The organism is Ferrimonas sediminum, assembly GCF_900100175.1.
GTDB classification, from domain to species: Bacteria; Pseudomonadota; Gammaproteobacteria; order Enterobacterales; family Shewanellaceae; genus Ferrimonas; species Ferrimonas sediminum.
Map to the genome: position 1 here is coordinate 96,145 of NZ_FNEM01000004.1, position 15,664 is coordinate 111,808.

General features: G+C 56.3%; 14 protein-coding genes and 1 tRNA gene. 1 reads left to right on the forward strand and 14 read right to left on the reverse strand.

All coding sequences use genetic code 11. The annotated features are described in order from the left end of the window. Positions 1-7: 7 nt before the first annotated feature. The 14 genes from nlpI to rlmE all read right to left on the reverse strand — a co-directional run bounded on the left by nlpI (position 8) and on the right by rlmE (position 15,139). The gene (gene nlpI, locus BLT77_RS06440; RefSeq protein WP_090363712.1) at positions 8-913 is read right to left on the reverse strand and encodes a lipoprotein NlpI; all 906 of its coding nucleotides are present in this window, start codon (positions 911-913) and stop codon (positions 8-10) included. Between the two features lie 197 nt (positions 914-1,110). Continuing rightward, the gene (pnp, locus tag BLT77_RS06445; RefSeq protein WP_090363715.1) at positions 1,111-3,219 is read right to left on the reverse strand and encodes a polyribonucleotide nucleotidyltransferase; all 2,109 of its coding nucleotides are present in this window, start codon (positions 3,217-3,219) and stop codon (positions 1,111-1,113) included. Positions 3,220-3,441: 222 nt separating this feature from the next. Then, positions 3,442-3,711, reverse strand: coding sequence for a 30S ribosomal protein S15 (gene rpsO / locus BLT77_RS06450; RefSeq protein WP_090363717.1), 270 nt, complete (start codon positions 3,709-3,711; stop codon positions 3,442-3,444). Positions 3,712-3,799: 88 nt separating this feature from the next. Next, positions 3,800-4,744 carry a tRNA pseudouridine(55) synthase TruB gene (gene truB / locus BLT77_RS06455; RefSeq protein ID WP_090363720.1) on the reverse strand — a complete coding sequence of 315 codons (945 nt, stop codon included), beginning with the start codon at positions 4,742-4,744 and terminating at the stop codon, positions 3,800-3,802. Continuing rightward, positions 4,744-5,154 (reverse strand): 30S ribosome-binding factor RbfA, encoded by a 411-nt coding sequence (rbfA, locus tag BLT77_RS06460; RefSeq protein ID WP_090363723.1) that lies wholly within the window; start codon positions 5,152-5,154, stop codon positions 4,744-4,746. Before rbfA ends, truB begins: the two co-directional genes overlap by 1 nt. Positions 5,155-5,196: 42 nt before the next feature. Beyond that, entirely contained in the window at positions 5,197-7,845 is a 2,649-nt protein-coding gene (gene infB / locus BLT77_RS06465; RefSeq protein ID WP_090363726.1) for a translation initiation factor IF-2, read from the reverse strand. A gap of 26 nt (positions 7,846-7,871) precedes the next feature. Continuing rightward, on the reverse strand, positions 7,872-9,374 hold the full coding sequence (gene nusA, locus BLT77_RS06470; RefSeq protein WP_090363729.1) for a transcription termination factor NusA: 1,503 nt from the start codon (positions 9,372-9,374) through the stop codon (positions 7,872-7,874). A gap of 28 nt (positions 9,375-9,402) precedes the next feature. Next, the gene (gene rimP / locus BLT77_RS06475; protein WP_090363732.1) at positions 9,403-9,858 is read right to left on the reverse strand and encodes a ribosome maturation factor RimP; all 456 of its coding nucleotides are present in this window, start codon (positions 9,856-9,858) and stop codon (positions 9,403-9,405) included. A 485-nt stretch (positions 9,859-10,343) separates the two neighbouring features. Continuing rightward, a tRNA-Leu gene (locus tag BLT77_RS06480) sits at positions 10,344-10,429 on the reverse strand. Between the two features lie 8 nt (positions 10,430-10,437). After that, positions 10,438-10,740 carry a preprotein translocase subunit SecG gene (secG, locus tag BLT77_RS06485; protein ID WP_090363735.1) on the reverse strand — a complete coding sequence of 101 codons (303 nt, stop codon included), beginning with the start codon at positions 10,738-10,740 and terminating at the stop codon, positions 10,438-10,440. A gap of 6 nt (positions 10,741-10,746) precedes the next feature. After that, positions 10,747-11,529 (reverse strand): triose-phosphate isomerase, encoded by a 783-nt coding sequence (gene tpiA / locus BLT77_RS06490; protein ID WP_028113916.1) that lies wholly within the window; start codon positions 11,527-11,529, stop codon positions 10,747-10,749. 97 nt (positions 11,530-11,626) lie between these two features. Then, positions 11,627-12,457: a dihydropteroate synthase gene (gene folP / locus BLT77_RS06495; RefSeq protein WP_090363738.1), complete on the reverse strand. Its 831-nt coding sequence runs from the start codon at positions 12,455-12,457 to the stop codon at positions 11,627-11,629. 61 nt (positions 12,458-12,518) lie between these two features. Then, entirely contained in the window at positions 12,519-14,465 is a 1,947-nt protein-coding gene (gene ftsH / locus BLT77_RS06500; RefSeq protein WP_090363741.1) for an ATP-dependent zinc metalloprotease FtsH, read from the reverse strand. A gap of 41 nt (positions 14,466-14,506) precedes the next feature. Continuing rightward, positions 14,507-15,139 (reverse strand): 23S rRNA (uridine(2552)-2'-O)-methyltransferase RlmE, encoded by a 633-nt coding sequence (gene rlmE, locus BLT77_RS06505; RefSeq protein WP_090363745.1) that lies wholly within the window; start codon positions 15,137-15,139, stop codon positions 14,507-14,509. 130 nt (positions 15,140-15,269) lie between these two features. On the opposite strand from rlmE, the gene yhbY reads away from it, so the two are divergent. Continuing rightward, complete coding sequence (gene yhbY / locus BLT77_RS06510) at positions 15,270-15,572, forward strand: ribosome assembly RNA-binding protein YhbY (RefSeq protein WP_090363748.1); 303 nt, start codon at positions 15,270-15,272, stop codon at positions 15,570-15,572. Positions 15,573-15,664: the final 92 nt, after the last annotated feature.

Below are 15,664 nucleotides of genomic sequence, written 5' to 3' on the forward strand. Positions count from 1 at the left end.
GTGAACCTCAATTCAACGGCTCGCTCTGCTCTGCCTCTTCCATCAACTGCTCGGCAATCTGGCGCATCTCCATGATGGAGTAGCGATGCTCCACAAATTCGTAAACGTTGGTGGCCAGGGACAACTTGAACAGATTCAGCGCCGCCCGTGGCTGGCCTTCCATGCGGGCCTGCTTGCCCATGTAGAAATAGGCTTCACACAGACGTTCGGCCAGCTGCTTCTGATGATTCAGATTCTGGCGGGACGCGGCCAGCAACTGGCCACTGTCGATGTCTCCCAGGTAGTAGGCCACCAGCGCCGCTCCCCAGCCGTCGCCAATCTGGCTGCTGTGGGCGCGCAGTTGCGCCTTGGCCTGAACCGGATCCTGCTGGTACTCGGCCAGATACAGCCACAGTGCCCGGTAGGCATCAGACTGATCACGCTGATAGAACTCGCTTAAGTCCTCCACAGCCAGTATGGGACGGCTACCATAGTAGAGGGCTATGCCCCGGTTCAGGTAAGCGAAGTCATAACCAGGATCGAGCTCCAGCACGGCGTCAAACGCTTCATACGCCTGATCAAACTCCATCGCCTGAGTCAGGTAGATGCCCATAAAGTTATAAGCATCGGGCAGATCAGGACGTAACTGCAGCGCCCGAGAGAAATCGATTCGAGCCAGAGTTCTCAGGCCAACACTGTCGTACAGCACACCGCGATCATACAGAAACCGTGCCCGCTGCTCTTCGGTCAGTTCGGCGGAGATCAGTACCTCGCTGATCTTGGCCAGCGCCACCTCGAGGTTGGCGTCAGGCTGCAGCGGCGTCACCAGCATCATCTGGCCATTGCCGGACTCGGTGTCACTGTTGGTGGAGGCACACCCGGCCAACCCCAGGCTGACGAGGACCAAAACCAGCCAACGTTTACTCAAACTCATAGAACCGTCCTTAGGACCCATTGCCGGTGGCAATGGGTAAAACATGCATTTTCCCATTGTAGTGGGGCACTGTCGCAAACGCATTAAATATTTGTCTGCTCAAGAAAACTGTTCAGATTAGAGTAATCAACGGCCGCCAAGTTCCATAAAAAAGGGGAAGCCGTTGGCTTCCCCTTGATGGTCGCTGCGTCTAGTGATTATTCACCTTTCGCTTCGCCACCTTTGTCGGCCTGAGCTTCTTTGATGGACAGACGAATGCGGCCCTGACGGTCCACTTCGACTACCTTCACGTCCACTTCCTGACCCAGAGACAGATGGTCGGCAACGTTGTTCACACGCTCAGCGGTAATCTGAGAGATGTGAACCAGACCGTCTTTACCTGGCAGGATGTTCACGAACGCACCGAAATCAACGATACGAACCACCTTACCCTGGTAGATACGACCCTCTTCCACGTCGGCGGTGATCGCTTCGATGCGACGTACGGCTTCGGCAGAAGCGGCGCCGTCGGTAGAAGCAATCTTCACGGTACCGTCATCTTCGATCTCGATGGTGGTGCCGGTCTCTTCAGTCAGGGCACGGATGTTGGCGCCACCTTTACCGATCACGTCGCGAATCTTGTCCGGATGGATCTTGATGGTGGTGATGCGAGGCGCGTGCTCAGACAGCTCGGTACGGGCAGCCGGCAGAGACTCGTCCATCACATTCAGGATGTGGATACGGGCTTCGTACGCCTGCTTCAGAGCGGTCTGCATGATCTCTTGGGTGATACCGGAGATCTTGATGTCCATCTGCAGGGCGGTGATGCCGTCACGGCTACCGGCCACTTTGAAGTCCATGTCGCCCAGGTGATCTTCATCACCCAGAATGTCGGACAGAACTACGTAGTTGTCGCCTTCTTTCACCAGACCCATGGCAATACCGGCTACAGAGGCCTTAATCGGCACACCGGCGTCCATCAGTGCCAGGGAGGTACCACATACGGAGGCCATGGAGGAGGAACCGTTGGACTCGGTGATCTCACTCACCACACGTACGGAGTACGGGAACTCCTCGGCGGTAGGCATAACAGCCATCACGCCACGCTTAGCCAGCTTACCGTGACCGATTTCGCGGCGCTTTGGAGAACCGATCATGCCGGTTTCGCCCACACAGTATGGAGGGAAGTTGTAGTGCAGCATGAAGCGGTCAGTACGCAGGCCGCTCAGCTCGTCGATCATCTGAGCGTCACGCTCGGTACCCAGGGTGGCAGTCACCAGGGCCTGAGTTTCACCACGGGTGAACAGGGCGGAACCGTGAGTACGTGGCAGTACACCAGGCGCCACAGACAGGGCGCGAATCATCTTGGTGTTACGGCCATCGATGCGAGGCTCACCGGCCAGAACGCGGCCACGAACCACGGTCTTCTCCAGGCTGCCCAGTACGCCACCGATCTCCTGAGAGTCCAGGCTTTCGTCCGCGGCCAGCAGCGCTTCGGCTGTCTTGGACTTCACGGCGTCAACGGCGTCTTTACGCTCCATCTTATCGGTGATGCGGTAAGCGGCACCCATGTCGGCTTCAGCCAGTTCGGCCACCTTGGCGACCAGATCTTCGTTCTTGGCTGGCGCAGTCCAATCCCATACCGGCTTGCCGGCTTCGGCCTTCAGCTCGTTGATGGCATTGATCACTTTCTGCTGTTCCTGGTGACCAAAGACCACGGCGCCCAGCATCACTGCTTCAGACAGCATGTTGGCTTCAGATTCCACCATCAGAACCGCTTCGGAAGTACCGGAAACCACCAGGTCCAGGTCGCTTTCAACCAGCTCGGTAACGGAAGGGTTCAGCAGGTATTCGCCGTCCTGGTAACCCACACGGGCACAACCGATAGGACCATCGAACGGAATGCCGGAGATGGACAGTGCGGCAGACGCACCGATCATGGCGACTACGTCAGGAGAGATCTCAGGATCAACGGAAACAACGGTGGCAACCACCTGGACTTCGTTCTTGAAACCGTTAGGGAACAGAGGACGAATAGGACGGTCGATCAGACGCGCGGTCAGAGTCTCACCTTCAGAAGGGCGACCTTCACGCTTGAAGAAACCACCTGGAATCTTACCCGCTGCGTAAGTTTTTTCCTGGTAATTCACCGTCAGAGGAAAGAAATCGCGGCCTGGATCGGCTTGCTTTTTACCAACCACGCTAACCAATACGGTGGTATCACCCATGCTTGCCAGAACGGCGGCATCTGCCTGACGGGCGATAACGCCAGTCTCCAGAGTGACCGTGTGACGGCCATACTCAAAACTCTTAATGACGGGATTCACTTTATGTGTTCCTTAACTGTGTTTTTAACCTTAAATTTCGTCGCTTAGTATACTGCAACCAAGCAGGAATGACAGGTGTCAAGGAGCAAAAGCATAAAAAAGACCACTCGGTCTTAACCCGCGGTTCAAACGAGGTTTTACTGCAGTTGTTACGGATTTTCCGCCGGACTAAAAACGAAAAAGGGGACCCGAACGGGTCCCCTTTTACCGGAATTGCATCTATTAGCGACGCAGGCCCAGCTTAGCAATCAGCTCAACGTAAGAAGCGTTGTTCTTACGCTTCAGGTAATCAAGCAGTTTACGACGCTGAGAAACCATGCGCAGCAGGCCGCGACGGCTGTGGTGATCGTGGATGTGCTTCTTGAAGTGGCCCTGCAGATGGTTAATCTGGAAGGTCAGCAGCGCAACCTGTACTTCTGGAGAACCAGAATCGTTTTCACCACGGCCGAAATCAGCCAGAATCTTTGCTTTCGCTTCAGTGCTTAGTGACATAACTATCTCCGATAAACAAATAATGCCGGAGCCAATCACTAATTCAGCTCCAGCGGGACGGGCATTCTATCGGCCTGGGCCGCTAAACTCAACCCTGCCTGACGTTAATCAGGCGTTTTGGAGCCACCAGGCCATCGGCATCGATCTCACCGATACCCACGAACACCCGCTGGCTGCCGACGGTCAGGCGAACATGACCTTCGTCCGGCGCCTTGGGCACCTGGACCGGCTGGCCCTGCATAATGTAGCTGGCCACCACCTCATTCATGTTCACTTCCGGCAAGGTCATTACCGCGGTGTCCATGGGCAACAGCAGTGGGTCGAGCAGTTCGCTCGGCTTACGGCCCTGATCCAGTGCCTGCTGCAGCAGGTTTTCCAGCTGCTCCAGAGTCACCATCCGCTCATAGGGGTAACCGGCAACCTGGGTACGACGCAGCACTTTCACGTGCGCCCCGCAGCCCAGCAGCTCACCCATATCATCGACGATGGTACGGATGTAGGTGCCCTTGGATACGTGCAGATCCATCTCCACCTCATCGCCATCGAAGCGGATCAACTCCGCCTCATAGACGTTGATGGGGCGCGCCTCTCGAGGCACTTCGATGCCCTGACGAGCGTACTTATACAGTGGCTCACCTTTGTACTTCAGGGCGGAAAACATGCTGGGAACCTGCATGGATTCGCCACGGAAGTGCTCGATCGCCTTGTTGATTTCACCCAGGCTGGTATTCACCGGTCGCTCGCTGACCACTTCACCATCCGCATCGGAGGTGGTGGTGCGAACGCCCAGCTTGGCGACCACGCGATAACGCTTGTCCGCTTCCAGCAGGTACTGGGAAAATTTTGTGCCTTCACCAAAGCAGAGCGGCAACATGCCGGTCGCCAGGGGATCCAGGGCGCCGGTATGGCCGGCTTTGGCGGCATTGTAGATGCGTTTTACCCGCTGCAGCGCATCGTTGGAGGTGATGCCCGCTGGCTTATCCAGCAGTACAATTCCATCCACCATGCGGCCGCGCATGCGACGTCTGCCCATTACTGCTCTTCCTCGTCCGACTCGTTGCTGCCGTGTTTATCGGCCTTGGCCTGATCCTCGGCGATCACCTTGGTGACCACGTTGGTCATGCGAATGCCTTCCACCAACGACTTGTCGTAGGAGAAACGCAGCTCCGGAATCGCACGCATGTTGCGCAGCGACGACGCCAGCAGGGAACGGATGTAGGGCGCCAGCTCAAGCAAGGCGTCCATTTGCGCCTTAACCTGCTCAGGTTCGCTGTCCAGGAAGGTTACGAATACCTTGGCATAGTTAAGGTCACGGGACGTCTCAACTTCGTTGATGGTCACCATGCCCAGACGAGCATCTCTGACTTCACGCATCAAGATCGTCGCCAGCTCTCGCTGGATCTGCTGATTGACGCGTCGAGTACGACTGAATTCTCTAGCCATAACACCTTAATCCGGGGAGGGTTACCCCTCCCCTCTTTGTCATTACAGGGTGCGTTGCACTTCAACGACTTCGAAGACTTCGATCTGATCGCCGACCTTCACGTCATTGTAGTTCTTCACACCGATACCACATTCCATGCCGTTACGAACTTCCTGTACGTCATCCTTGAAGCGACGCAGGGATTCCAGCTCGCCTTCGTAGATAACCACGTTGTCACGCAGTACACGGATAGGGGCGCTGCGCTTGACGATGCCCTCGGTCACCATACAACCGGCTACGGAGCCAATCTTAGGCGACTTGAACACGTCACGCACTTCGGCCAGACCGATGATCTGCTGCTTGAATTCCGGAGCCAGCATGCCGCTCATGGCAGACTTCACTTCGTCAATCAGGTCGTAGATCACGCTGTAGTAGCGCAGGTCCAGGTTCTCGGTATCCACAACCCGGCGGGCAACGGCATCGGCACGGACGTTAAAGCCGACCATGATGGCGTTGGACGCCGCCGCCAGAGAGGCGTCGGTTTCGGTCAGGCCACCCACACCGCGACCAATGATGTTCACCTTCACCTCGTCGGTGGACAGCTTCATCAGAGAGTCGGCAATGGCTTCCAGAGAACCCTGTACGTCGGCTTTCAGGACCACGTTCAGCTCGGACACATCGCCTTCCTGCATGTTGGCGAACATGTTCTCCAGCTTGGCCTTCTGCTGGCGAGCCAGCTTCACTTCGCGGAACTTGCCCTGACGGTGCAGAGCCACTTCACGGGCTTTCTTCTCGTCACGAACCACGGTGGCTTCGTCACCGGCTGCCGGAACACCGGACAGACCCAGAATCTCAACCGGAATGGATGGACCGGCAGTCTTGATCTCTTTACCGTTCTCGTCGCGCATGGCACGAACGCGGCCATACTCCAAACCACACAGAACGATGTCGCCCTGGTTCAGAGTACCTTCCTGTACCAGTACCGAAGCGATTGGGCCGCGGCCCTTATCCAGGCGGGACTCGATCACAACGCCACGGGCCATGCCCTCTTTGCGCGCGTTCAGTTCCAGAACTTCGGATTGCAGCAGGATGCCTTCCAGCAGTTCGTCAACGCCCATGCCGCTCTTGGCAGACACGTGCACGAACATGTGCTCGCCACCCCAGTCTTCAGGAATCACTTCGTGCTGAGACAGCTCAGTCTTAACGCGATCCGGATCGGCACTCTCTTTGTCCATCTTGTTGACGGCAATCACCAGAGGCACACCGGCCGCTTTGGCGTGTTGAATCGCTTCAACCGTCTGAGGCATTACGCCGTCATCGGCCGCCACAACCAGAACAACCAGGTCAGTGGCCTGAGCACCACGGGCACGCATGGAGGTAAACGCCGCGTGTCCAGGAGTATCCAGGAAAGTGATCATGCCGTTACCGGTTTCTACGTGGTAGGCACCGATATGCTGGGTAATACCACCGGCTTCACCATCAGCCACCTTGGCACGACGGATGTAATCCAGCAGGGAGGTTTTACCATGGTCAACGTGACCCATGATGGTCACAACCGGTGCGCGAGGTTCGGTGGTGGCATCGGTGTCACGATCGGACAGGATGGCATCTTCCAGCTCGTTTTCGTTGCGCAGGATGATCTTGTGACCCATCTCTTCACACACCAGAGCGGCGGTTTCCTGATCGATCACCTGGTTGATGGTGGCCATGGCCCCCATCTTCATCATCACCTTGATGACTTCGGTGGCTTTAACCGCCATCTTGTTGGCCAGCTCGCCAACGGTCACGGTCTCGCCAATCTCCACGTCGCGGGTCACTTTCTCGACCGGCTTCTGGAAACCCTGCTGCATGGAAGACGGGGTCTTGCCACGACCACGACCACGACCGCGTGGGCCTCGGGCATTACGATCCTGGGTGTCGGCCGCTTTCTTCTTCTTGCGGCGACGGCCACGCTCGGCCTGTGCGTCAGAGGCATCTTCGGCGGCACGGGCGGCAGTTGAGGTGGTGACGTGGTAGTCAGCCTGTTCACGGGCTTTACGCTCCGCTTCCTCAGTTTCCCAGCGCTTGGCGTTTTCTTCCGCCAGTCGCTTGGCCTCTTCCGCTTTCGCCTTGGCTTCCTCTTCCACCTTACGGGCGGCTTCGGCTTCCTGGGCGGCCTTCAGCTTGTCAGCTTCCTGGCGGGCGGTATCATCTTGGGCCTTATCTTTCGTGGTCAACTTCTCTTGCTCCTCGCGTTTGGCTTTTTCTGCTGCCTGACGCTTTGCTTTCTCTTCGGCATCACGCTTGGCTTTCTCTTCCGCTTCACGCTTGGCTTGTTCTTCGGCTTCACGCTTAGCCCGTTCCTCTGCCTCAAGGCGTGCCGCTTCTTCTGCGGCCTGACGGGCTTCCTCTTCCTGGCGCTGCTGCTCATCAACGGCACTGCGTTTCACGTAGGTACGCTTCTTACGCACCTCGACTTGCACGTCTTTGGACTTACCACCGCCGGCGTTAACGCTCAGAGTCGAACGTTTCTTACGCTGCAGGGTCATACGGGTCGGCTCGTTACTGCCGCCGTGTTGATCGGCCAGGTGGCTCAGCAGGGTTTGCTTTTCCTGCTCAGTCACACTGTCTTTGGCACTCTTTTTAATCCCGGCTTCGGCGAATTGGGCAACCAGACGATCAACCGGTTTTCCTACTTCACTGGCCAGTTTTTCAACAGTCAAATCTGCCATATTTTCTGAATCCTCCGTTGATCGGCTTACGCCTCGTCGCTGAACCAGCAGATGTTGCGGGCGGCCATAATCAGCTCGCCGGCCTGCTCTTCGCTCAGCTCTTCAATGTCGCTCAGGTCATCGATGCCCTGCTCTGCCAGATCTTCCAGGGTGATAACACCACGGGAAGCCAGAACAAAGGCCAGATGGCGCTCGAGGCCTTCCAGGTTCAGAAGGTCTTCTGCCGGCTCGGCGCCGTCCAGGGCTTCCTCGTCGGCCAGCGCTTTGGTGGTCAGTGCCGCTTTGGCACGCTCACGCAACTCTTCGACCGCCTCTTCATCCAGACCGTCGATCTCCAACAGCTCCTGGATTGGCACGTAGGCGATCTCTTCCAGGCTGGTGAACCCCTCTTCGGCCAGCACTTCGGCGAACTCGTCGTCGATGTCCAGGTTGTCCACGAACAGGGTGATCAGCCGGTCAGATTCTTCCTGATGCTTGGCCGCCATCTCATCGGTGGTCATCACATTCAGTTCCCACTCGGTCAGCTGGGACGCCAGACGCACGTTCTGACCGTTACGGCCAATGGCCTGGGCCAGGCTGTCCGGCTCAACGGCAACGTCCATGCTGTGGGCATCTTCGTCAACCACGATGGAACCCACATCGGCAGGCGCCATGGCCTTGATCACGTACTGGGCAACGTTGTCGTCCCACAGCACGATATCAATGCGCTCGCCACCCAGCTCACCGGATACCGCTTGAACACGGGCACCACGCATACCGACACAGGCACCGACCGGGTCGATACGCTTGTCGTTGCTCTTAACGGCAATCTTGGCACGAGAGCCTGGATCACGGGCGGCACCCATAATCTCAATCATCTCTTCGCCAATCTCCGGCACCTCAATGCGGAACAGCTCGATCAGCATCTCTGGCTTGGTGCGGCTCAAGAACAGCTGAGCACCACGGGATTCAGGGCGTACAGCGAACAGCAGCGCACGTACACGGTCACCCGGACGGAAGTTTTCCCGAGGCAGCATCTCCTCGCGATACAGAATCGCGTCGGCGTTGTTGCCCAGATCCAGGATCACAGAGTCACGGTTGACCTTCTTGACCACGCCGGTGACCAGCTGGCCTTCTTTGTCACGGAACTGCTCGATGATCAAACCGCGCTCGGCTTCCCGTACTTTCTGGACGATAACCTGCTTGGCGGTCTGGGTGGTGATGCGGTCAAACTTCACCGATTCGATCTGCTCTTCTACGTAGTCGCCAGCTTCAATGCTGTCGTCTTCGTACATGGCACGAGCCGCGGACAGAGACAACTCGCGAGTTGGCTCTTCCATCTCGGCATCGTCTTCCAGCACCAACCAACGACGGAAGGTATCGAACTCACCGGTCTTCTGATCGATCTCGACACGAACTTCGATCTCGATTTCATATTTTTTCTTAGTGGCTGTCGCCAAGGCCGTTTCCAGGGCCTCAAAAATCTTTTCACGCGGCAGTGCTTTTTCGTTAGATACCGCTTCGGCGACAAGTAAAATCTCTTTGCTCATGGGTCAGCCTCGTTTCACCCTGAAACTATCAGAACTTAGCTACCAGGTGGGCTTGGCGCACATTTGCTAAAGCCACTTCCTGATCCGTACCTTTCACTGACAAGGTGACCATCTCGCCCTCAACGGCGGTGATCAATCCCTGCAGCTTGCGTTTTCCTTCAACCGGCATATTCAGAAGCACAAAGGCCTCCTCACCGATGAATTTTTCATAATGTGCCGGCGTAAACAGCGGCCGCTCGATCCCAGGAGAAGACACCTCGAGGTTGTACTCAGTGCTGATGGGGTCTTCCACATCCAGCACCGCACCGATCTGGCGGCTGACTTCGGCACAGTTATCAACTGTGATGCCATTTTCGTGGTCGATGAACACTCGCAATGTCGAGTGCGAACCGGCACGAACGTATTGAATCCCTACCAGTTCAAAACCCAGGGCTTGAACCGGTTCCTGCAACATCTCGGTTAAGCGTTGCTCTAGCGTAGCCATCGCGCCTCCCCCTACAAACGAAAAAAGGGCATAAAGCCCTGTTATCTAACTAGCCATACCGATAGAGGTAATTAGATGGTTTATCCAGGATACCACCATGTAATTGCCCCATCGGTGCTCTCTTAGCCAATCCCAGAGGACAGATAACAAAAAGCCCCGAGCTAAAACGGGGCTTAAAGTGCGCTGTACCCTGTTTAGGATGACTGACGTCATCGAACTGCCCACAGGGGAACAATCCACCGCCTCCGTCGCGGCCTTCTCGGTATCAATACCCATCAAGAAACTTGATCACGGAGAGAGCTGTTGTGCGTCACCGCACTGGCCAAAACAGGAGTAAAACCTCAACCATTTTAGCTCATGAACACCAAACGCGTCGGGGCCCATGAATCAGCGGCACTTATTATACTGTTGCGCCTTTATACACGCAACCCAAATGCCAGGCTGTAAACGTGAAAAAGGCCGATTTAATAATCGACCTTTTTGATTGGTGCCGAGAGCGGGACTTGAACCCGCACGTCCATAGGACACTACCCCCTCAAGATAGCGTGTCTACCAATTCCACCACCTCGGCTAAATCTTTTACTGCGGCAGGTTGTCCTGCACTGGCTGCTCCACTTCGATGGTTTCGAAGTCGCTGGTCACCTTGCCTTTATGGGAAGACATGTTACCGATAGTCAGACTCAGTACAAAGAACAAAATGGCACAGACTGAGGTTGCGCGGGTCAGGAAGTTGCCTGAACCGGTAGAACCAAACAGGGTTCCACTCGCGCCGGCACCGAAAGAGGCACCCATATCCGCACCTTTACCCTGTTGAATCAGCACCAGGCCGATAATTGCTGCTGCAACCAACAGGTAAGCTACCATCAAAACCGTATAAAGCATCGTCGCTTATTCCGCATTCATTGCAATGCTGCACAGTGCCAGAAACTCGCTGGCATTGAGGCTCACACCGCCAATCAAACCACCGTCCACATCAGGCTGAGAGAACAGATCCGCCGCGTTACTGGGTTTCACGCTGCCTCCGTAGAGGATTCGAATCTTCTCGCCGATGAAGGGCGACACTTCAGATAATCTCTGTCGAATGAAAGCATGCACTTCTTGTGCTTGCTCGGGAGTGGCACTCTTGCCGGTTCCCACCGCCCAAAGCGGCTCGTAGGCGATAATGGCATTATCAAAGGCCATTGTCCCGACTTTTTCGATGACCGCGTCCAATTCGCCGGCAATCACTTCAAAAGTCCGGCGGGCTTCGCGGGCCGCCAGGGATTCACCCACACACAAAATCGGTGTCAAACCCATTTTCTGTGCCGTGGCAAACTTATTTGCCACAATATCGCTGGTCTCACCGTACATACGACGTCGTTCAGAGTGACCAACAATAACATAATTACAACCGAATTCCCGCAGCATAGAGGCCGACACTTCGCCGGTGTATGCGCCAAATTCATGATGGCTGACGTTCTGGGCACCGAGGCGCACCAGGCGACCATCCAAGCTCTGCTTGCTCTGTTCGAGCAGCTTGCTTGCGCTTTCCAGGTACACTGTCGGAGGGCATATCACCACTTCAGCAGAGTCGTCTTTTAAGCGGCCAAATTTTTTAACCAGCTCTTCAGCCAACTGACGAGAACCATTCATCTTCCAGTTGCCTGCGACCATAGGGCGTCGTAGTGCCATACTTCTCTCCTGTGAAAGCGGGCGAGATAATAACGAACCCATATTTAAGTTACAAGTCCTCGCCCGGCAAAATCTGGCTTAAGCCGTTTAACTGCTTTTATTTTATTCGTTGAGTCGCTGCCAAGACCTGCAGCACATCCCAGGTTTCCCGAACGTCATGAACCCGTACGATGCTGGCGCCCCCCTGGGCACAGAGCATCGCCCCGGCCAGACTGGCGGCCAGACGGTCGCCAACGTTGCGATCCAGCAGACTGCCAAACATCGATTTGCGGCTGAGCCCGGTCAGCAGCGGCAACCCCAGGGGCCTGAACTGTTCCAGCCGTGCCAGCAGCTGAAAGTTGTGTTCCTGAGTTTTGCCGAAACCAAATCCGGGATCAAGCAACAACCGCTCCTTGGCCAGACCGGCTTGCTCACAAGCCTGAATGCGCTGGGCGAAAAACGCCATGATATCAGTAACCAAATCCTGATAGCTAGGCGCACTCTGCATTGTTCTGGGCTGCCCCTGCATATGCATCAGACACACCGGAACCTGCAGGTCGGCAGCGGCGGCCAGGGCACCCGGCTCCTGCAGCGCACGCACGTCATTGATGAGGCCGGCGCCAGAGGCCACCGCCTCGCGCATTACCTGGGGTTTGCTGGTATCGATGGAGATCACCACGTCCAGTTCAGAGCCGATGGCTTCAATGGCCGGAATCACCCGGTTCAGCTCCTCCTCGAGACTCACGTCCGGTGCCCCGGGACGGGTGGACTCACCGCCGATGTCGAGAATGGTGGCCCCGTCGTTGATCATCTTACGAGCCTGCGCCAGGGCAGCGTCCACGCCATGAAAGCGACCACCGTCTGAAAACGAGTCCGGGGTCACATTGATGATCCCCATTACCTGTGGCTGGCTCAGATCCAGTAAGCGGCCAGCGCAATCGAGTTTCATTGTTGCTCTCCATAAAAAAGTCCCGCCAGAGGCGGGACTCGATTGTAACCTAAAAGGCGGACTATTTCGCCGGTGCTTCGCTGCCGTCGATGTCGTTGGCCGGTTTGTCGTCGGCGCCTTTATCACTGGCTTCGACTTTGGAACCACCTGACGGGGTATCGTCCGAGCTGTCGCCCTTACCCCACTCCGCCGGTTCCCGCACTTCGCGCCGGGCCATCAGGTCGTCGATTTGACGGGCATCGATGGTCTCGTACTTCATCAGTGCATCGGTCATGGAGTGCAGAATGTCCATGTTGTCTTCCAGGATGCTCAGGGAGCGCTGGTAGTTACGGTCGATGATGTCCTTGATCTCCTGATCAATCATCATCGCCGTTTCATCGGACATGTGGCTGGCTTTGGCCATGGAGCGGCCCAGGAACACCTCACCGTCTTCTTCGGCGTAGTTCATCGGCCCCATTCGGGTTGACAGCCCCCACTGGGTCACCATCTTGCGGGCAATGTCGGTGGCCCGTTCGATGTCATTACTGGCACCGGTAGTCACCTTATCGGCGCCGTAGATGATCTCCTCGGCAATCCGGCCGCCATAGAGGCTGGACACCATGGATTCCAGGTGCTGCTTGGAGTGGCTCCAGCGATCCTGTTCCGGCAGGTACATGGTCACACCCAGGGCACGGCCACGGGGAATGATGGACACCTTGTAGACCGGATCGTGTTCCGGCACCATGCGGCCGACGATGGCGTGACCGGCTTCGTGGTAGGCGGTCATCTTCTTCTCGTCCTCGGTCATCACCATGGAGCGGCGCTCGGCCCCCATCATGATCTTGTCCTTGGCCTTCTCGAACTCCTCCATGGACACCAGGCGGCGATCGCCACGAGCAGCAAACAGCGCCGCTTCGTTCACCAGGTTGGCCAGGTCGGCGCCGGAGAATCCGGGGGTACCACGGGCAATCAGGTCGGCTTTCACGTCTTCCGCCAGGGGCACCTTACGCATGTGCACCTTGAGGATCTGCTCACGGCCACGGACATCCGGCAGACCAACGGTCACCTGACGGTCGAAACGACCGGGACGCAGCAGCGCCGGATCCAGCACATCGGGACGGTTGGTGGCGGCGATGACGATGATGCCCTCGTTGCCCTCAAACCCGTCCATCTCAACCAGCATCTGGTTCAGGGTCTGCTCACGTTCATCGTGACCGCCACCCAGGCCGGCGCCACGCTGACGGCCGACGGCATCGATCTCATCGATGAAGATGATGCAGGGAGCGGATTTCTTGGCCTGGTCGAACATGTCACGGACACGGGAGGCGCCCACACCCACGAACATCTCGACGAAGTCAGAACCGGAGATGGTGAAAAACGGCACCTTGGCCTCACCGGCGATGGCCTTGGCCAGCAGGGTTTTACCGGTACCCGGAGGACCCACCATCAACACACCGGTCGGAATCTTACCGCCCAGTTTCTGGAACTTGGTCGGATCGCGCAGGTAATCCACCAGTTCACCCACCTCCTCTTTGGCCTCATCACAGCCGGCCACATCCATGAAGGTGGTCTTAATCTGGTCTTCGCCCATCAGGCGGGCCTTGCTCTTACCGAACGACATGGCGCCTTTACCACCGCCGCCCTGCATCTGGCGCATAAAGAAGATCCACACGCCCACCAGCAACAGCATCGGGAACCAGGAGATGAAGATCTGCGCCAGCACACTGGGTTGCTCCGGTGGCAAGCGGGTGATGTCGACCTTGTGCTTGATCAGATCGTCGATCAGCTTGTCATCGTAGGCCGGCATGTAGGTAACAAACTGCTCACCATTGCGAGTCTTACCAGTGATGGTGATGCCATCTTCCTGGAACTCCACCGCGGGTACCTGGCTATTGCTGTACGCTTCAACGAAATCGGTATAGCTCAAAGCGTTCCCAGCCCCATTAGTGGGGTTGTAACCCTTAAATACCGACATCAATACGACAGCGATAACCAGCCATAAAATCAGATTTTTCGCCATATCACTCAAGGTAGGGAACCTCGCAAATTCCTTTGATTATCTTAGCAAGCTTACAACTTGTAGCCGCTTGCCACAATGTAGACCTCGCGGGAGCGCGCCCGGGAGGAGTCTGGTTTACGAATTTTTACAACTTTAAAGGCTTTACGTACCTCAGCCAGGTATTGATCAAAGCCCTCGCCCTGGAACACCTTGACGATGAAACTGCCGTTGGGCGCCAGCACCTGATGACACATGTCGAAAGCCAGCTCTACCAGGTACATGGCGCTGGGTTGGTCTACCGACTGGGCTCCGGAAAAGTTGGGGGCCATGTCGGACATCACCACATCCACCTTGCCATCACCGACCCGGTTCAACAACGCATTGAGCACCGCTTCCTCACGGAAATCCCCCTGCAGGAAATCGACTCCGGCGATTGGGTCCATCGATAAAATGTCACAGGCAATCACCTTACCCTCGCTGCCAATCTCCTTGACGGCGTACTGGGACCAACCGCCGGGAGCCGCACCGAGATCCACCACGGACATGCCGGGTTTCAACAACTTATCTTTACCCTGAATCTCTTCAAGTTTAAACACAGCCCGAGAACGAAGGCCTTTTTTTTGCGCTTCTTTCACGTACTGGTCATCAAAATGCTCTTTCATCCAGCGTGTCGAGCTGGCACTGCGTTTCTTTTTACCGGCCATAATTCTCCAGACCGTGGTAGTGAGAATTTAATTACCAGGAAGTTTATCATCTTGGTAAGAATTAGTATTACGCTATAGATGGCGTTAGAATACGCGCTTTTCAAGTCCCCAAACCAAAATGAGTGGCCCAATGAGTCAATTAACTACCAAGCAGAAGCAGTATCTTAAAGGCTTGGCCCATAGCCTGAAGCCGGTAGTCCTGCTGGGCGGCAATGGTCTGACCGAAGGCGTAATGGCCGAAATTGAACTGGCTCTGGCACACCATGAGCTGATCAAGGTCAAGGTGGCCAGCGAAGATCGTGATGCCAAGCGTGCCATCATGGACGCCATCCTGCGCGAGTCCGGCGCGGCCCAGGTTCAGGTTATCGGCCATATTCTGGTGCTGTACCGTGAGTCTGAAAAGCGCAAAATTGAGCTGCCCAAAGCCCGTTAACCCGGTCTGTCAGACAGTATCAATAAAAAAGCCGCGAATTCGCGGCTTTTTTTGTGCGGGGCCAGTCTACACGCAAACCCCGCCGTCGAGTC